The organism is Sulfidibacter corallicola (assembly GCF_017498545.1).
Lineage (GTDB): Bacteria > Acidobacteriota > Holophagae > Acanthopleuribacterales > Acanthopleuribacteraceae > Sulfidibacter > Sulfidibacter corallicola.
Map to the genome: position 1 here is coordinate 3711299 of NZ_CP071793.1, position 18702 is coordinate 3730000.

Here is an 18702-nt window from a genome sequence, read left to right on the forward strand (position 1 = left end):
GGAGCGAACCCGAACGGCGTTCACGGCCACCACGGCCGAGCCCGACTTTCGGCAATACCCAGATCATTCGAGAGGCATTCCCTTGGTCGACCCATTACATCCGAACCGCCCCCTCCCCTTCGGAACGAAGGTTCGCTTTCAATCGGCTTCCGCGGCCTGCAGGGCGACCATCGTCTCGCTCGCGATCCTGATGCTCGCCGGCTGTGGCAATACGCCCGAAGAGGTGCTCCCCCAGGAATCGCCGATCATCGTGACGATCCCCAACGACCTGCGCGGGCCCACCGAAATCCGGCTGAAGGAATATGAGTTCTTCATTCACGAAGTCTATTTCGAACTGGAAGAGAAGCTGAACGACGAACTCCATTCACGGGTTTTCGACGAGTTCATCCGCGAGCTGACGATCGCCGAAATCGCGGCGCGTCAACCGATCTACGTCAGCCAGGATCAGATCGACGACTTCATTCACAATCAAATGACGATGGTCAGCTTCCATCTCATGGAACCGAAGGAACAGGAATTGTGGAAGGCGGCCATTCGCCGCCGGCTCGCGGTCCAACAGTTCCTGAACCGGATTCTCCTCAATCAGGTGAGCGTCACCGACGAAGAGATCAACGATTACTACAGCACCAACGAAAAAGACTACAAATCGGACGTGCACTACCGTTTGCGGATTCTCCAGTTCTCGACGGAGGAAAAGGCCAAGGAATTGGGGAAGGCCCTGAAAAAGTCGAAGCGCCCCTTTTTGGAGGTGGCCGCGGAACACCTGGAAAACCAGGACTACCTTTTACCCGTCAACCTGCCGCTCACGGCATTGAACCAATCATTCAGTCGGGCGGTGCGCCGCATGCGTCCCGGCCGCTACTCGAAAATCATCCCGATCAAGCAGGGCGAGGCGACCGTTTACTATATACTTTATCTCGAAGCCATCACACCCGAGTCTCAAGTCCCCTTCGAGGAGGCCTACCACGAGATTCGGCAGAAGCTGGAACACCAGGCGGCCGAGGCTTTGTTGGAAGACATGATCAAACAATACCAATCGTCCATCGACCTGAAGGTCCATGAAGACAGCCTCCCTTTCACGTATCAGGACCCCGCCCAAAGGAGTAACTTGTAATATGGCGCTTTTATTGTGCTTCATACTGACTTGGCAATCCAACGCCCCGGAAACCGAATTCGTGGACCGCGTCGCCATCAAAGTCAACGACAAGATCATCACGCAACGCGAACTGGTGATGATGTACGAACAACGCCGCCAGGGCTATCTTCAGGCCTATCGCGGCGCCCAGCTCGACGAAAAACTGAAGACCGCCTGGGAAGACACCCTCAAGGAAGCCCAGGAGCAACTGTTGCTCTACGAGAACGCGGTGGAACTGGGCATGGCGCTGTCGGAGGAAGACGTCCGCAGCAGATTGAACGCGATGCGCGAATCGAACGGCCTCTCCGAACAGGAATTCGAGGAAATCATCCAAGAACAGACCGGTATGTCGATGCACGATTTCATCGAGTTCCGCAAACGCCAGGACAGTGCCGACACGGTGATCCACACCAAGGTCGTCTCCCAAATCAAGATCGACGACAGCGAGATCGCCAAACACCACTCCGAGCACCGCGAAGACTATTTGAACCCCGCCACCTATCGCATCGCGGAAATCGTGCTGCTCAAAGGCGAGGGCGATCCCCTGGCCGCCAAGATCAAGGCCAACAGCGCGGCCGAGTTCCTCAAAAAGGGCGGTGATTTCACCGAAGCCGCGCAAATGTACAGTGATTCCAGCTCCAAGGAAAGCGGCGGCGATCTGGGCATCGTCCAATACGGTGACCTGAACAAGCTGATCGAGGACAAGGTGAACGCCATGGCGCTGAACGAAGTGTCGGAAGTGTTCGAGACCCAGACCGCCTATTTCATCATCAAGCTGTTGGACCGCACGCCGCCGAAGCCCAAGCCGATCCAGGAAGTCCGCGACGACATCGTGCGCGAATTGCGCATGCCGCGCATGGAAAGCACCATGGCCACCTACCTCCAAGACCTGAAGAACAAGTACCTGCTTCAGGTGAAAACGCGCAAACCGCCCAAGGATCTCGCGGAATGAGCGAGCCTCGCTAGCCGAAGTCGGATCGGCGAACGTTCGATCTCGACTCCTTTACAAAACGGCTCCGTCCGAGCTGGAACTCTCCAGGCCTCGAACGGAGCCGTCGCTTTATTTGGACCTCGATCAATCCAGGAGCGGATTGGTCTTGCGTACCTTGATTTCGGATTTGGCCCGAATCGAGACGTCGTCGTCTTCGAAGTCGACTTGCACGTGCTGGGTCTTGATCGACACCGGCAAATTGAGGGTCATGACGAATTGCGATTCGACCGCTTTCTCGATATCGCGCACGTACTCGCTGATCTTGCTGCGATCGGCCCGGAAAATCCGGTAATGGAAACCGCCGGACTCCTCTGAAAGGATCTTCAGGACGCCCTGGTTGATGCTGCTGAAACGGACCTTGTTGGCCACGTAGTTCTTTTTCTCGTCCTTCTTGGCGAAGAGGCGCGACAAACCGATGGCCCGCACAAACTTCTCGGCCTTGCCGGTCTCCTTTTGCAGGAACGCGGTTTCCTCGTCGGAGAGCCCGGGGTTGTTGTCCAGCCACAGGCTGTAGATCACGACGTCGTTCTCACGGGCGTAGGAAAGCATGCCGTTGCGGCTGTACTTGCCCTCGATGCCGATGCCGTCCGATACCAGGACGATGACCTTGCGGCCCGGATACTGGAGCAGGGTGTGAATCGCGGCGATCACGGAATCGTAGAGAAAGGTCTCGTTCTCTTCGTAGAGCTTGTCGCCGTGTTTGGGATTGGGCTGCTGCAGATCGAGCGCCTCGGCCACGCTGAGCAGGACCGCCTTGGACCTGTTGGGCTCGAGGTACTGCACGTAGTTGTCGGAAAAGGATACGAAGATCCCGGAATCGTCGGGCCGCATCGACTCGATGAAGCGCTTGACCGCGCGGACGTTGTCCTTGAAGGAATCCTTCATACTGAAGGAGGTATCGACCAGGAAACAATAAGTGATGGGTTCCTCGATCTTCTCCACCTCGACCGGCTTGACGGCCTTGTCGTCGACGGTGACGCGAAGTTTGCCGAAATCGAGGTCGTGCAGGAAGGATAACGAGGGATCGAAAGCGTTGAAGAACACCTGGACCAGACGGGTCTTGATCTTTTCGTCGGCGCGCAGGGGGGCCAGCTCACGCTCCAACCGGACCAGGCCCCGGGAAGTATCGCAAACCACGGTCAGGATGTTCTGCCCGGAAATCGAGAACAGGCCCTGATCCACCGAGACCTCCCAGGGAGATCGACGGGTTTCCAGGATCAATCGACCGTTGAGGAACACGCTCATCTTGCGAATTTGAACGCCCGGATCGGGGCGGACCACCACGCGGTCGAGCGCGGTGATTTCGTCTTTGGCCGGCAACACCAGGCGAACCCCTTCGGAATCGCGGGCTTCGCTCAACAGGGGTGAAAGCGGCGGCCGGAAACCGGGCTGACGCTCAGGATCGAGGTTGACCCAGGCCTGATCGGTGACGCCGTTGCCGCTCTCGTTCACGAAAACCGCCTGGATCTCGTTGACTCCCGCGCGGCGGTCGGTGAAGGGAATCGAATAGACCACGCGCAGGCCGTCTTCTTCCTGTTGCTGTGCCTCCACCTTGGCGGGCACCATTTCCCCATTGAGGTAGAAGTCGCTTTGAGGCAGGTATTGGTAACCATAATAATAGCGCATGAGGAACAGGCGATCGCCCCGGTAGCCCACGAAGTCGTGCTCCACCGGGAAAAAACGGCCGGCGTACACGAATTTCTTGGGCATGGTGAACCCTTCCAAGGGTACCTTTTCGAAACCGCGAGCGATCAACAGGCTCGAAGCGGCGGGATTCAGGGGCGTCAGACGGGGCACGTCCAAGCGGCGCCGATCGATCCCCTCGCGGCCGTCTCGGTCGTGGACACGCAGTACCAGGTCGTATTGATCGGGCTCCATGACCACCGAGAACATCTTCATGTCGCCATTCTGTAAATCGAAGCGTTTCTTGAAGTCGACCACTTTGTGTTGGTAGGGGTCGTATGCGGTCAGGTTCACGTCGATGCCGCGCTTCGAAGCGTCGTAGAGTGTCAGGCCCACCAACACTTCGGTGCGGTTCTGATCCCCTTTGAGAAAGTAGTAACTGAGGGCGAAGTCCAGTTCGAACCGATCGTCACTGGCCAGGTTTTCGATGTCTTTGGTGAAGCCCAGGTAAGGCAGGGTCAGGGGAAGTGGGCGCAGGCGGTAGGGTTCGGCCCGGTCGAGAACGCGCAGCTCGCGAATCTCCTCGAAGCGCGGCTCCCACTTTTCCTTGTCGACGAGCCGGTAGCTGTTGGCGCGTGAATCGAAGAGAAACCGGAGCGTCACATTCTGCGAGGGATACTCCCAGACTTCTTCATAACCGGCGAGCAGGCCCGAATCGGACAATTTCCGCTGGGTTACGTTCTCGGGCTCACCCAGCAACAGAAAGGCCCTGCCGCGATCCGTTTTGGGACCCGACTTCTTGCCTTCGCCAAATTGGGCGACCGCGATCTGGCGGCGCTCGAAATAGGCCCGGCGATAACTGTTTTTTGCCGTCTCGGGCCTGGGATCGCGCTTGTACCAAAAGATCCCCTGAAAATACCGCTTGTTGTCCATGTTGGGCAGAGCCTTGTATATTTCCAGCTCGCCCTTGGTGATGATCGGATCCACCACCGTCAAAAAGTCTTCCTGGGAGCCGAGATTGAGCTTTTGAGCCCACAGGGGCGTGGCCGTCAAGCTCAAGATCCAAACGCAGCGCCAAAAGTTCATAAGTGTCACAACCTCGAAAAACCTATCGTTCACAACGCAACCATGCACGGGCCCAGGCGGGATGACAACCGTTGTATCGTACTTTTACGCATCCCGCCGGGAAACGCCCAAATCGAGTCCTCCATTAAACCACAAAACCAAATCGAGGGTTTCGCGCGATCCCCGCCAGTGCCGGCGATCGTCGCCGAAACCGCCACGGAGCACGTTGGGGACCGGGCTCAGGTACGGCCGTGTTGCAGCATCAACTCCCGCAGGAAATCCAGCATGTTGCGGTCACCGATCAGACCGGCTTCCCTCATGTAATCCGGCCAGTACCCGCGAAATCGCAACGAGAGAACGTCCAACCGGTAGACGAGTCCCTTGAAATGAAGTTTGACCGGCCAATCCGGACGGCGCCGGCGCGAGGCGAAGACGATGAAGTTGTCGTCCTCGTGACAGGCGGCGATCGCGACCTCTTCGAACACCTCGAGCATGGTCCTGATTTGGGCGCCGCATATGCGGTTACAGCCAGGACTCCAAATGTTGAAAACCGCGATCCCGTCCCCATCGAGCGATTGGTAGAGCAGATCCATGAACTCGAGGGTCAGGAGATGGGGCGGCACGAACTGGGACGAATAGCAGTCGATGACGATCAGGTCCTGGAGCTGGTCGATGTCGTCTTCGAGCGTGGAACGGAAATCTCCCAAAATGATTTCATCCTTGGGGTCGAGGCGGAAAAAACGGCGCGCCAATTCCAGGACCAGCAGGCTGGATTCGACCGATCGAATGCGGGCTCGGTGTTTCCAGTAGGCATTGAAGGCGTGAAGGGTGGCGCAACTTCCCAGGCCGCCGATCAGGACCTGCGACGGCTGTGGTTTCAACACTCGCGCCCCGGAACACATGACTCCGACGTATTCGAGCACGGGCGCACAGTGATCAACCAGACTCATGACACCTTGGATACTGTGTTCGAAATGGAGGTATCGATGCTGCTCGGGAAAAAGATCGACAACCCGAATCCAGTCTTCACCCCTGCGCTCGTCGAACAGGACACGGTGATGTGTGGCCAAGGTCCCCCCTGCCGGTCGCGAAACGATCGAGTCAACGACTGGCTCCGGTTCATCCTAGCATGGGCATCCACGCGGAACGGGATCCCGGAGAGAATCACCGCAGGGGTACATGGGCGTCGAACACACCGTAAGAGACGGACGGCGAAATCGTCGCAAGGCAACGGGCCCCAAATTCAATTGCCGAGACACCGAATCCGATTAATGCATAAGGGATGTGCCGATGAACAATCACCTCATATGAAAGAGGTCGTCACTGCATTCGCCGGCAAACTCCCGGCTCGCGAAAAAAGGTTAAAACGACGCAACCTCACGTTAGTAGGGCAATCAAGCGGGTTTTCGCCTGAAGAACGGCGAAAACGGTGCATTCTCTCCAGCCAAGGCCCATGTTCGCAGATGATTGCACAAACCGTGAAAACAGGGGCACCATCAATGGATTTCGTTTAAGATCACTATCTAAAGACAGACGGCGGGCCGCCAATGATAAATAGACAGAGCGCGAATGACAAGTACCAAAATCATCTCGAATGGTGTTTGACGTTAATGACCCATGGGTATAAAATAGGCGGCAATTCAGGAGCAAAGGAATTTTGAAAGCGATGAATTTCGTCAGGAAGTTTTTGCGCCGAAATCCGGATCTTCGCCAAGAAGACCTCGTCAAGCCCTTTTGCTTGAAAGCGAAGCAGGCCATTTTGGAAGAAGATCTTCCCAAAGCGATCGCCTACCTGAATTGCGGGATCAAACTGGCCCCGGAACGCCTCAATCTCTACCTCCAACGCGCGCAAATTTTCCAATACGGACTCGACAATTACTCCCGTGCACTGGAAGACTACCGCTTTATCCTGCGCAAGTTGGAATCGTCACCGGATTCGGCGATGGAAGCCAAATGCAAACAAGCCATGCGAGACATGATGGCCGCTCCCGGTAGCGGGGCCTGATGAACAACCTCTTGAAAAGGGTCGGGTTCGCTCTTTCGACCGGTTGGTTGCGAGGGTGGCGGAGCTGACAAGGGATCGGTGTGCGAATTTGCACCGATTTTTCTAAATAAAGGTATTGGAATCTCTAAAGGGAATTTGTCTTCCCTTCGATAGGTATAGTCAAGCAAAGCCGTTGCATACCGGAGCATCATACCGTGCCGTTGTTTTCCAGAAAAAAAACTAAATCGAACGACGAAGCCCTCATCAATACCGAAGATGAAGTACTGGGTTATCTGGACGAAGTATACCGAAAGCGGATTCCCCTGACACTGCGCCTCAAAGGTAAATCCGCGGATACCGATATCTTGTACATGGACGAGAAAAACAAGGTTCTCCGCGTGCAGCAGGACCTGTTTCGCGGTATCCAACACGGCATGGACGTCAGCGTCGGCTTTCCGCTGGACCGCACCTGGTGGACCTTCAAGAGCAAGTTCGTCCTGGTCAACGAAAAGCCCCACATCTTGATTCCCAAAGCCATCAATCACTCGGAGCGGCGCAAGCACCTGCGCACGGCCTTCACTCCCCGGGAACAGGTCAAGGTTACGGTTCTCGAGGGGTTGGGCAGCGGCAACGGCGTGTTCGGCATGGCCGTGGACATCGGCACGGGCGGCATTTCGCTGACCATCGAAAAGGCCATGAACCTCTCCAACGAGCGCGAAATCCCACCGACCGAGACCTTGTTCAAACCTGGCGCCAAGCTGGCGATCGTCAAGATCAATCGCTTGCCCGGCTGCCCGCTCATGGAGGTCTCGGGTCTCGCCAAGCGCGTCTGGAGAGATGGCAGGTGGCGGTTGGCCATCGAATTCGCCAATCTCCCCAAAGCCCAATACAGCGGCATCCTGAGATTCATCGAGCCGCGCACCCTGGAATTCAAACCCGTACGGCGCTCCAAGAAACGTCGCGAAGAACGGGAAGAAGCGCGGGCCGTTCCCCGTGCCCCGGCCTCCGAAGGCGCCCGTCCCGAGACTGCGGGCGGCGCCGCGGCTCCCAGCGGCGACGCGGGGGCCAGCCGTTCCGCACCACCCGCCGATCCGACCCAGGCGGCACCGCCACCCCCGGCCAAGGCGGGCGAGAATGCTCCGGAACCGGCCAAGGAACAGAGTGCGCCCGCACCCGAGGCCAGTAAGCGCCCCACCGTTCTCGTGCTGGGCGAAGCCCTGCTGGAAGAGATTCCCTTCTTGAAGGCCAAGAACAGTCCCTTCGAAGTGATCATCAGCAACACACCCATCAGTGCCGTCAAGGTCATCACGGAAGATGCACCGGCCATGATTCTGTGCGGCACCGCCTTCAAAGGGCGCAACATCGTGGAAGTGCTCGAGAAAATCCACAACATGGGTGTGCTCAACGATCGCAAGGTCGTCGTGTGCGGCAACGATCTCACCGGCAAGGACATGATCAAGCTGAAAATGCTGAAGATTGAAACGGTGATCCCCCTGCCGATGACCACCGCGCAAGATTTTCTGCAGGCTTTGAGCGGCTGACCACGACACCGCCGCCAAGCACGACTCCTGGACCCGCCCGCGGCAGCGACGCGCTGTCCGGCAGCACGGCGCCCCTCACGCGAACAAGCCGTGAACCCCTTCGAAACCCTTGCCTACCCTCGCAAAACGGGACCCGCTGCAATCCCCGCGACGATTGGGTTGGTGATCGTCTCGATACCGATGGGTCCCTCCGAAGGGTTATTTAATGGTTTTTTTCGCATCGTTGGGAAGTCGTTTCGCAAACTATTGGGCATTTTTTTCACTCGGGTTATGCTAACAGAACGGCCAACTAACTTGGTGTAGCGGCTGGAACCCATTTATAATGTGACCCATCTCCATTCGGGATCTTTTCACAAATCCATCTCACGCCACGAGGTAATCCATGGGAAATTGGGCAAAGCAGGCCCGCCTCGCCATGAGCAACCGGGACTATACCCAAGCTGGTGACTTCTTCAAAATGGACGGCAACCATCGCGCCGCCATCAAGGCCTACCTCAAGGCCCAGAACTTCGTGGAAGCCGCCAAACTCCAGGAGCAACTTGGCAAAGTCAAGAAGGCCCAGAAGCTTTTGGAAAAAAATGGGAAGCCCCAGGATCTCGCCGATTTCTACATTCGCCAGGGTGATACCGAACAGGCGATCGACATCTTCCGGCAAAGCGGCATGCTGTTCGAAGCAGCCGAAATGCTGGAAAAGATCAACGATCTTACCGGAGCCGCTGGCATTTACGAACAACTCGGTTTTCACGAAAAGGCCGGAGTGATCTACGGCAAAATCAAGAATCTCGATAAAGCGATTTCCATGTTCGCCAAGGTCATCCATAAGCTCGAGCGTGAGGAAGGTCCCAATTCCCGAGCCCGGATTCTCAAGTTTCGCAGTTGGATCGCCAACATGCACGTAGGTGCCAAGCGTTTCAATCAGGCCGGTGAGATTTTTCGCGAGATCAATCAGCCGGACAAGGCGGCCAAGTGCTTCGTCAAGGGCGGCAACCCCATCAAGGCCGCCGAAATCCACCTGGCGATGAACCAGTTCGAGGAGGCCACCAATTTACTCAGGGGCGTCCAGAGCCCTGAATCCAGGACCCTGCTCGGCAAGATTTCGTTCGAACAGGGTCAGTACCGGGAAGCGGTCACCCTGCTCAAGGGCAGCGAGGAACACGAGCTCATCATCAAGGCCAACGAGTTACTGGGCAATTACAAGGAAGCCGCCTACCACCGCGAGAAAATCGGAGACCTGAAAGGCGCGGCGGACATGTACGCCAAGGCCATGGATTTCCAGAAAGCGGCCATTCTGTACGAACAGACCCACAGTTATCGCGAGGCAGCATCCTGTTTCGAACGGCTGAAAAAGTACGCCAATGCCGCCAAGCTCTACCATCACGCCAAGCACCGCTACAAAGCCGGCGAGTGTCTGTATAAGATCAATCGCCTGGACGACGCGCTCCAACAACTACAGATGCTGGATCCGGAAGACGAAAACTTCCCCGAGGCCCGCAAGATCATGTCCGAGATCTTCTTCAAGCAGGGAGACTACTCGGTGGCGCGCAAGCTTTTGGAGGACGTCGTCTCCAAGGCGGTGATGGACGACAACAACATGCCCTACTTCTACCTGTTGGGTCGCTGCCTGGAAGAGGAGCACGACTACGACAGCGCCAAACGCTATTTCGAACGGATCATGGCTCGGCGAGTGGGTTTCGCCGACGTACGAACGCGGCTGAAGCGGCTATCGAAATTGGCGCCGCGCAACGAATCAAGTTTCAGTACCTCGCGCAGCATGTTCTCGCCCAACGACCTGACCGTGGGCGAAATCATCGCCGAACGATTCAAGATCGTCCAAACCATCGGAAAAGGCGGCATGGGCTCCATCTTCAAGGTTCGCGACCTGAGCCTCGATCGCGTCATCGCGCTCAAGGTGTTGCTCGCCGATCGCGGTAACTTCGAAGAACTCAAGGCCGAACTGATCACCGCCCGTGACTTGACCCATCCCTACATCATCAAGGTTTTCGACATCGGCGAGTGGAACAACATCGGTTATTTCACCATGGAGTACGTGGATGGCCAATCGCTGAAGACGTACATCCTCAACTCGCCCAACGACAACATCGAGAAGAAGATCCAGCTTTTGATCCGAATCTGCGAAGGCCTCAAGGCCGCCCATGATCAGGGAGTCGTCCACCGCGACATCAAACCCCAGAACATCCTGATCACCGAAGATTTCATCCCCAAGATCCTCGACTTCGGCATCGCCCGCAAAGTCACCCAGACCCGCAAGGAAAAGAACATCAGCGGAAGCCCCAAATACATGGCGCCCGAACAGATCCAGAACACCATGACCGACGAGCGCACCGACATCTACGCGATGGGCGTCATCATGTTCTACATGTTCACCTTGCGCGAGCCCTTCCTCGCCCGAACCGCCCAGGAAATCATGCTCAAACAATTGGAAGAGCCCTTGCCGGAACCGATGAGTCTCAACCCGAAAATCCCCTACTGGCTTTGCGAGATCATCAAAAAGTGTTGCATGAAGAGCATCAATATGCGGTTTAATAACATGGGCGAGCTCATCGAGGAGCTGCAAGCCAACGTGTTCTGAACTGGATTGTGACTCATGAAATGCGCACTGATTTGTTTTTTGAAATACCCCGAGCCCGGTCATGTGAAAACCCGGCTCGCGGCCCACCTGGGTGAGCCCCAGGCCGCCGAACTCTACGCGGCCCTCGCCGAACGCGTCATCACCGAGGTCTACCCCCTGAGTCAAAGCTACGATTTGATTCTCTGTCACGATCCCGCCCACGACGTGGGCCTGTACCGGGAATGGATCGGCGACACCTGGGTCTACTGGGAACAGGAGTCCGGCGACCTCGGCACGCGCATGAGTTGCGCCGTGGACCGCGCTCTCGACGAAGGCTACGGGCGCATCGCCGTCATCGGGTCCGACTGCATCGGCATGGACGAAGCGTTTATCGACGGCGTGTTTTCCCACCTGGCGGAACACGATTTCGTCATCGGCCCCAGCACGGACGGCGGTTACTACCTGATCGCATTGCAAGAGTATTCGCCCTGGATTTTCGACGACATCGAGTGGAGTACCGAAACGGTCCTGGAAACCACGCTTTCCAAAGTCGAGGCACGCGAGCTCTCCGCCTTCCAGTTGGACGCCAAAATGGATATCGACTCGCTCGACGATTTGACGCGCTTCCGCCGCGAGTTGCCCGAAGAACACTTTTTGGCGAAGAAAATCGATCAATTGGTCTTGGAACACATCAGTCCTTCGAACGTGGAATCGACGGAAGGCGAAGATCCCTTGACCCGCATCACGAAAGCCCTGCAATCGGGACAGTTCAACACGCTGCCGGTGAGCGGCATCGAGATGGGCGGTACCGACATCGATGACGGCTCCCCATAGGCTGGCCGCTCTCTGGATCGTCGCCATCGCCGGTGGCGCGACCTGGATGGATTCGATTCACACCGGCTGGGTACCCGGCTACCTGATCGCGATCGCGGCCCTCAGCCTTCAATGGTGGTTGTATGCCGGGATTCCTCGTGAGGAAGCCCACTGGTTGCGCTGGTGGATTCCGGGTTCGCTCTCGATGCTGCTGGCCCTCCTGGCACCGCCGGCCCTTTCCGACGACGTGTTTCGCTACCTTTGGGAGGGGCACGTCCAAAACCAGGGATATTCGCCCTTCGGCCACGCACCCGAATCGCTTTTCCCAAGCCTGGCCCACCCGGCCGAGCCCTACCTCAACCATCCCCACCTGCCCGCCATCTATCCACCGCTCGCCCAAGCGTTGTTTCGACTCGCGGACGGCCTGGGCCACCATGTTTTCACCTGGAAACTGATCTTGATGACCAGCCTGATGCTGACGCGGTGGTTTCTGCCGGTTCGCACTTTCATGCTGTTGATGTTTCACCCGCTCGTGCTGGTGGAGGGCATCTGGAACGCCCATCTGGATCTCGCGGGCCTGGTTCTGGTTTGGGCCCTGTTCCGTACCGCCGGTCGTTCGAAATCCAATGGGGGGCCCGGCCTCTTGGGAGCCGCCCTCTTCAGTCTGAAAATCGTGCCGGCGGTGTTCCTGCCGATGTCCGTGGCGAACCGCTCGTTCGGCCGACAGTGCCACAGCGCCGCGGTCTGCGGCCTGGCCGTGGTCGCCAGCTACCTCCCGTTTCTGATGGATGGCGCGGGACTCTTCCAATCGCTCTCGACCTTTTCCAGTCAATGGTATTTCAACAATCCCAATTTCTATGCTCTGGCCCATCTGGGGTCTCCCGAATCGGCACGCGTGGTCCTGACCCTGACACTCGGCGCCGGTCTGATCTGGCTGTATCTCCACAGAGGCGTCGGGATTCGCGATCGATGCCGCTCCGCCTGGCTGCTGGTGCTCCTTTGCAGCCCAACGGTGTATCCTTGGTACCTATTGTGGCTGCTGCCGCTCACCCGGCCGCGTCACTGGTACCTGGTCGCGATCGCCTATGCCGCGGCATCCCTCTCCTATTGGATTCTCATCGACTACCACCGCTCCGGGTCGTGGCAAATCCATCCCGCCTGGCTGATAGGCGAATGGTTGGTCCTCTACGGTTGTTTCTGGAGATTGTGGCCGGCCAGCCTGCGATCACTCGACGATCTGGTAAGATTTCGGCCCATACCGCGTTGAACATTTCTCAAAACGAAGGTTGCCCATGCCCCATGACCACACCGTCGACATTTTGATTCCCGCCCGCAACGAAGCCCAGGCGCTTCCGCCCCTGCTCGCGGAAATCGATCGCTCGATCGTTCGTCGCATCGTCGTCGTCGACAACGGCTCCACCGATGCCACCGCCGAGGTGGCCACCGCCGCGGGCTGCACGGTGGTTCCCTGTCCTGCACCCGGTTACGGCAATGCCTGCCTGGCGGGCCTCGCCTTCATGCAGAACGATCCTCCCGATATCGCGGTGTTTCTCGACGGCGATCGCAGCGATCATCCCGATCACCTGCCCGAATTGATCGAGCCCATCATCGCCGGAACACGCGATTTCGTCTTGGGTTCACGAACTCGGGGACGTGCCGACAAAGGCAGCCTGACCGTGACCCAAAAATTCGGAAACCGTCTCGCCACCTCCCTCATGCGGCTCTTTTGGGGGTTTCGCTACTCGGATCTCGGACCCTTTCGCGCGATTCGCTGGGATTCCCTACAATCGCTACACATGTCCGATCGCAATTTCGGGTGGACCATCGAAATGCAAATCAAGGCGATCACCGAGGGACTGCGCATCGCCGAAGTGCCGGTCAATTACCGCAACCGAATCGGGACCTCCAAGATTTCGGGAACCCTCTCAGGTGTGGTCCGTGCCGGGTATAAAATCCTGTTCACGATCTTCAAGTACAAGTTCTTCCGCCCATCGCTCAAGTCGTCCACCCAGGATTCGCACACATGATCTTTTTCATCGCCCTTCTGGCCATTCTCCTCACCATCGCCGCACTGTCCTACGTCATCAAGCTCTGGCGCAGGCGTGCCCTGCAATCCGTCTTTCGCGCGTTCAACGAACGCCTTCGAAACCTCGAAGAGGAGGGCCAGCCAAAACCGGCGGATTTGGAAACACTCACCTCTTGGATCGACGAGCGACGCAGCGAGGGCCGTTTGATCGAGATCATCGACTACCTGCAGACCATCGAAAGGCCGGATCTGGCGGTCGCCGTCTACAACGCCTTTCCCTTCGATCGGTACACCAGTCGGCACGTGCGCCTTTTTGCGGCCAAATCTTTTTTAAAACTCGATGACGAGGAAAAGTGTCTCACCCTCTGCCAACGGTTGATGGAGGCTTACCCGAAGGACGATTCAATCCTCGACCTGTTCATCGATGCCCACATCCACTTCGGCGAGATCGACATCGCCAAAACCCACTTGTTGCCTCGCCTGGATCGAAAATTCGAGGGGACCGTCTTCGCCCGCCACATGGCACGGATCCACGCGGCCGAGGGCGAGTACAAGAAAGCGGCGATCATCATGCAGAAGGTGGTTTCACGCGACTACACCCTTGCCCAGAACACTTTCGCCCAGCCTCAGAAACGCTTCATCCAGCAACAGTACGCCAGGAGCAAGGCGCTGCTGGAAGAGTACCAGGACCAAGTCGAGACACCCTCCGAGGAAACGGCCGATGCGCCCGAATCGGATCGGCAAGCGGACACGCAATAAAAAAGGCCCGCTCCAGGCGGGCCTTCGATGTCGCGTTCAGCGTGAACGGAGGGAAATCAACCTTCCTTGAGAACCCTCTCGAAAAGATCGAGCGCCCAATCCAGTTGTTCCTTCGTCACCACCAACGGCGGTGCCAGGCGAATCGTATGGGTGTGCGTTTCCTTGCAGAGCATGCCTTCTTCCTGCAAACGTTCGCAGAAACGGCGCGCGCCACCGGCACTCTCGTGCAGTTCCACACCGGCCCAGAGTCCCAGACCGCGCACTTCTTTGATGTGCGGTGAATCGATCTTTCTCAGGCGGTCGGTCATGTACTCGCCGAGGGTGGCTGATTGGTTGACCAGATCTTCGTCGACCAGGACGTCCAGCGCCGCGTTGGCCACCGCGCAGGCCAGCGGGTTCCCGCCGTAGGTGGATCCGTGGGTTCCGGGTGTGAACACCTTCATGACCTTCTCGTTGGCCAGAAAAGCGGAAACCGGGTACACACCACCGGAAAGTGCCTTGCCCACCGTGACGCCATCGGGGCGAATGCCTTCGTGTTCGAAGGCGAACATTTTACCGGTACGGCCCAGGCCGGACTGGATTTCGTCGCAGAACATCAGGATGTCTTCCCGCTCCGTCAACGCCCTCAACTCTTTGAGGAAGCCCTTGGGCGGAATGACGACGCCGCCTTCGCCCTGAACCGGTTCCACCAGGATCGCGCAGGTATTCTCGTTGATCAGCGATTTGACCGCTTCGAGGTTGCCGAACTCGGCGATGTGGAAGCCAGGCGAGAAGGGACCGAATCCCTTGACCGTGGTGTCGTCGGTCGAGAAACCGATAATGGTGGTCGTGCGGCCGTGGAAGTTGCCATCCATGACGATGATCTCGGCCTTGCCTTCTTCGATATTCTTGTGATCGTATCCCCATTTGCGTGCGGCCTTGATGGCGGTCTCCACCGCTTCGGCACCGCTGTTCATCAAAAGGGCCTTGTCGAAACCAGTCATCTGATTGAGTTTCACCAGCAACGGTGGAAACTTGTCGTTGCGAAACGCGCGCGAGGTGAGCGCCAAGGTGTTGGCCTGCTTTACCAGTGCTTCGACGATTTTGGGGTGATTGTGACCTTGGTTGACCGCGGAATATGCGGCAAGGAAGTCCATATAACGTTTTCCATCAACATCCCAAAGATAAGGACCTTCCCCCCGGCAAAGCACAACATCGAGCGGATGATAGTTGTGCGCACCGAATTCCGATTCCTGCTGAATCAGCACGGCTGATTGTTTGGTAGTAGTTGACATGTAATACCTCCGGTTCGATCCTTCCTGTTCAAAGGCGGCATCAGCCGCGAGCGCGACAACCGGGCGCCCAAAATCTACATAGTCTTCGAATAACACGATCTGGTCAAGCGAAAAGACCTGACTTCGCCCTTCTGCCACGGGAGTCATTCAAGCACCTAAGACACTGACTAATAGAATGTTACTCTACATCAACGAACTCTTTTCACCCTTGAAATTTCTTTTCCACACAAAACACACCCTGAAACGCGACCTTCACTCGCGCCGATCGGGCACCGGAAAAACCTTTCGCAAGAGAGGTGGGTCAGCATGAAGCCGAGCGGGTCGTTTCGAGCCGAAAACGCGACATTTCCCCATCACAAAGATTCCCTTATTTAATACTCTTTCCAATAGCACATAAAAAATGTGGCGCCCCGTACCCGAGTAACGCCCGCTCCCTTCCAAAAAAGGTCGGAGCCAAGCATAACCCGCAAAAAACACATTGGTTACTTGGGAAAGCCAGCCCTCATACAGGGCTCACTATGCTAAACTTGGGACAATTAGGCCAAACATCACATGGTATTCCCCGAGAGGCCCCTATGCCAGTTGATTATCAGAACTTCGAGTCCCACCAAGTCTTGGTTGATTTCGTGCTCCACCAGAAGACGGGTGTCATCACGTTCTCTCCAGGGGGACGGCATTTATTCTTCGAACAAGGGCGTCTCGTCTACGCCAACTCGGAAGAGGAAAGCGAGCATTTCTCCAATATCCTCGTCGAAAACGGCGCCATCCGCCAAAGCGATCTGGAAGACGTAAAGTCCTCCCTCTCGCAAGGGGAAAGCTTGGGGAAAGCCCTGAAATCCAGGCGCCTCGTCTCTTCTCAACAATTGGCGCAGGCTCTCAAGTTGCAAATTACGCGGGTGGTCCAACGCACGTTGGAATTGGCCGAAGGTAACTACCAGGTCCAGGAACAAGCACTCCCCACCAAATTACCCAAGCTGAAGATCCAGACGATCGGCCTGCTGATTCGCTCGTTCATCAGGCTTCATGAAACGGGCTTTCTCGATGAGACACAGGGCCCCGAAACCTTGTGGGTTCACACCGAATCTTTCACCGCAAATCTGAAGAATATCGAATTCCCACCGGCTTATTTGGCGATTTTGACCTTCATCAAGGAACATCGCCGCTTTTCGTTGGAAGACCTTTCCGATCACATGGAGTGGGATGAGGAACAGACGCAACGCATCCTGCACCTGTTCACTTTGATGAGGTTGTTGCAACCCAAGGCTCCCGAGCCCGAGATCCAGCCGGAACCGGTCATGGAGGCCGAACCCAGTTGGCAACCACCGATCGTGGAAGCATACGAGGAAGAGAACCCGCTGGGCATCGATCCGGAAGACCCTCTCTCCACGCTGATGGACGACGAGCCGGAACCGACACTGGAAGCCGAGATCTCGCCGGAAACACCGGTGCTTCGAGAAGAGGCCCCAAATCCGGATACCTATCCCGAAGCGATGGAACCCCCCGCGCCGACCGAGATCGAGGACACCGGCGATCAGCCCAGCTTCGAGGAACCGGAACCGGAACCAGAACCGGAACCAGAACCGGAGCCCACCCCAGAGCAGGCCGAGGATGTGGCCCCGACGGTCTCGGGCCCCATGGTTCTTTCTCCCATCGTCGAAGAGGAACCCTACGACAACGAGACGGTCAAAATGTCTTTGGCCGAACTCGACACACGGCGCAAAGAAGCGACGGGGCCGGTTGACCCCTCCGATTACATACCCAGTCCCCAACCGGCTGATTTCGAAGAGGCGCCCCAGGCGGAGGAACCCGCGTTCTCCGACACCCAGGAAGACGAAACCGAAGAGCCTCCCTTCGTGGTCGACGATCGCTTGGGCAACGGAAGCTTCGACAATGAGCGCGAGGACCTGGAGATTCCCAGTCTGGAGGATGACGACCAGCTTTCCGAGGATGAGGTCAGGGAGGAACAACCCGAGTGGATGACCCCCAAGGAACCGGACGAGGAACCGGACTTCGGCGGCATTCAGTTGGAGGAACCCACCTTCCCCGCCGCGGACATTGTTACGTCCTTCGAGGACGAGGTTGCCGAAGAACCCGGCCAGGATTTGGAAACCGCATTCGGGGAGAGCGAAGTCGAGGAATTCGGTCCCGACGACACCCTTCCGGATGCCGAGGATCTGGACGCGCTCAAGCGGGAGCTCCAGGATGTTCGATCGGATCTCCCGGAATTGCAGCACTTCGAATTGGAAGACCCGGAAGATCAGATTGCAGGAGATCAGGACGCGTCGACACAACCCATGCTGACGGTCAACGAAGAGGCCCTGGCCGAACGAGCCGAAGCCGAGGAGGAAGCCACCTCCGCGGGCGCAGATCCGGTCAGTCAGCTCAACAAGGCGCTGGAGGGTCTGGAAGGCCCCGTGGCGAAGCCCGGCAAGGACGAATCGGACAGCAGCCTTGCCGATGCCTCTTTTTCGCTGCCAGGAGACGAACAGGGCTTTCCGAAAGTCGATTTCCAGGACGAAGCCGAGGAAATCGATGCTCTTCCGCCCCTGCCGGAACCGCAGGCCAAGGTCAGCGAGGTACCCCATGAACCGAAATCCGAAGTCATCATGCCCGAAAAAGAACATACCGGCATCATTCAGCTTCCCAAGAGCGGCGGAGCGGGCAAACTGGCACTCATCGCCGTAGTGCTCATAGGCTTGGGGCTGGGAGGCTATTGGTTTTGGCAATCGGGCATGCTCGAGCGTTTTCAGAGCGGCGAGCCCTCCGAAACGCCCACCTCCCAGACGGCCGATACGCCGGCGCCCAGCGAGCCACCTGCGAGCGACACCACGCCAGCCACGGCCGGTGGACCCGATACTGACGAATCCCCCGAATCGACCGGATCCACGGAAGACAGGTCCCAAGCCGCAACAGACGCCGGTG

Annotated in this window: 13 protein-coding genes (1 of these 13 running past the window's edge); 10 read left to right on the plus strand and 3 right to left on the minus strand. The window is 57.4% G+C overall.

Annotation, left to right across the window (positions count from 1 at the left end; genetic code table 11):
• Positions 1 to 82: 82 nt before the first annotated feature.
• On the plus strand, positions 83 to 1114 hold the full coding sequence (locus J3U87_RS10695) for a peptidyl-prolyl cis-trans isomerase (protein WP_237383034.1): 1032 nt from the start codon (positions 83 to 85) through the stop codon (positions 1112 to 1114).
• A 1-nt stretch (position 1115) separates the two neighbouring features.
• Positions 1116 to 2087 (plus strand): peptidylprolyl isomerase, encoded by a 972-nt coding sequence (locus tag J3U87_RS10700; RefSeq protein WP_237383035.1) that lies wholly within the window; start codon positions 1116 to 1118, stop codon positions 2085 to 2087.
• A gap of 123 nt (positions 2088 to 2210) precedes the next feature.
• Here J3U87_RS10700 and J3U87_RS10705 read toward each other — a convergent pair whose 3' ends face one another.
• Together J3U87_RS10705 and J3U87_RS10710 are read right to left on the minus strand one after the other, a co-directional pair.
• Complete coding sequence (locus J3U87_RS10705) at positions 2211 to 4835, minus strand: GWxTD domain-containing protein (protein WP_237383036.1); 2625 nt, start codon at positions 4833 to 4835, stop codon at positions 2211 to 2213.
• Positions 4836 to 5053: 218 nt separating this feature from the next.
• Complete coding sequence (locus J3U87_RS10710; RefSeq protein WP_237383037.1) at positions 5054 to 5884, minus strand: spermidine synthase; 831 nt, start codon at positions 5882 to 5884, stop codon at positions 5054 to 5056.
• A gap of 596 nt (positions 5885 to 6480) precedes the next feature.
• Between J3U87_RS10710 and J3U87_RS10715 the strand changes: the two genes are divergently transcribed.
• From J3U87_RS10715 to J3U87_RS10745, 7 genes are all read left to right on the plus strand, one after another.
• A complete protein-coding gene (locus J3U87_RS10715; RefSeq protein ID WP_237383038.1) occupies positions 6481 to 6819 on the plus strand; it encodes a tetratricopeptide repeat protein in 339 nt (112 codons plus the stop codon).
• A 194-nt stretch (positions 6820 to 7013) separates the two neighbouring features.
• On the plus strand, positions 7014 to 8339 hold the full coding sequence (locus tag J3U87_RS10720) for a PilZ domain-containing protein (RefSeq protein ID WP_237383039.1): 1326 nt from the start codon (positions 7014 to 7016) through the stop codon (positions 8337 to 8339).
• Between the two features lie 382 nt (positions 8340 to 8721).
• Complete coding sequence (locus J3U87_RS10725; protein ID WP_237383040.1) at positions 8722 to 10929, plus strand: protein kinase domain-containing protein; 2208 nt, start codon at positions 8722 to 8724, stop codon at positions 10927 to 10929.
• Positions 10930 to 10944: 15 nt separating this feature from the next.
• Positions 10945 to 11742, plus strand: coding sequence for a TIGR04282 family arsenosugar biosynthesis glycosyltransferase (locus J3U87_RS10730; RefSeq protein ID WP_237383041.1), 798 nt, complete (start codon positions 10945 to 10947; stop codon positions 11740 to 11742).
• A complete protein-coding gene (locus J3U87_RS10735; RefSeq protein ID WP_237383042.1) occupies positions 11726 to 12988 on the plus strand; it encodes a hypothetical protein in 1263 nt (420 codons plus the stop codon). The genes J3U87_RS10730 and J3U87_RS10735 overlap by 17 nt, the downstream gene beginning before the upstream one ends.
• Positions 12989 to 13013: 25 nt before the next feature.
• Positions 13014 to 13748 carry a glycosyltransferase family 2 protein gene (locus J3U87_RS10740; protein WP_237383043.1) on the plus strand — a complete coding sequence of 245 codons (735 nt, stop codon included), beginning with the start codon at positions 13014 to 13016 and terminating at the stop codon, positions 13746 to 13748.
• Positions 13745 to 14506, plus strand: a complete 762-nt coding sequence (locus J3U87_RS10745) for a hypothetical protein (RefSeq protein WP_237383044.1) — start codon at positions 13745 to 13747, stop codon at positions 14504 to 14506. The genes J3U87_RS10740 and J3U87_RS10745 overlap by 4 nt, the downstream gene beginning before the upstream one ends.
• A 56-nt stretch (positions 14507 to 14562) precedes the next feature.
• Here the strand turns inward: J3U87_RS10745 and rocD are convergent, their stop codons facing one another.
• Positions 14563 to 15780, minus strand: a complete 1218-nt coding sequence (gene rocD / locus J3U87_RS10750; RefSeq protein ID WP_237383045.1) for an ornithine--oxo-acid transaminase — start codon at positions 15778 to 15780, stop codon at positions 14563 to 14565.
• 575 nt (positions 15781 to 16355) lie between these two features.
• Here rocD and J3U87_RS10755 point away from each other — a divergent pair.
• Positions 16356 to 18702 carry the 5' portion of a DUF4388 domain-containing protein gene (locus tag J3U87_RS10755; protein ID WP_237383046.1) on the plus strand. Its footprint extends 419 nt past the window's final position, so the window shows 2347 of its 2766 coding nt (coding positions 1–2347); its start codon is at positions 16356 to 16358; its stop codon lies off the right edge, out of view.

Bases quoted from the DNA above. Each gene is read 5' to 3' on its own strand.
- J3U87_RS10700 (WP_237383035.1), top strand. From the start codon at position 1,116: ATGGCGCTTTTATTGTGCTTCATACTGACTTGGCAATCCAACGCCCCG.
- J3U87_RS10705 (WP_237383036.1), bottom strand. From the start codon at position 4,835: ATGAACTTTTGGCGCTGCGTTTGGATCTTGAGCTTGACGGCCACGCCC.
- J3U87_RS10715 (WP_237383038.1), top strand. From the start codon at position 6,481: ATGAATTTCGTCAGGAAGTTTTTGCGCCGAAATCCGGATCTTCGCCAA.
- J3U87_RS10725 (WP_237383040.1), top strand. From the start codon at position 8,722: ATGGGAAATTGGGCAAAGCAGGCCCGCCTCGCCATGAGCAACCGGGAC.
- J3U87_RS10730 (WP_237383041.1), top strand. From the start codon at position 10,945: ATGAAATGCGCACTGATTTGTTTTTTGAAATACCCCGAGCCCGGTCAT.
- J3U87_RS10735 (WP_237383042.1), top strand. From the start codon at position 11,726: ATGACGGCTCCCCATAGGCTGGCCGCTCTCTGGATCGTCGCCATCGCC.
- J3U87_RS10740 (WP_237383043.1), top strand. From the start codon at position 13,014: ATGCCCCATGACCACACCGTCGACATTTTGATTCCCGCCCGCAACGAA.
- J3U87_RS10745 (WP_237383044.1), top strand. From the start codon at position 13,745: ATGATCTTTTTCATCGCCCTTCTGGCCATTCTCCTCACCATCGCCGCA.
- rocD (WP_237383045.1), bottom strand. From the start codon at position 15,780: ATGTCAACTACTACCAAACAATCAGCCGTGCTGATTCAGCAGGAATCG.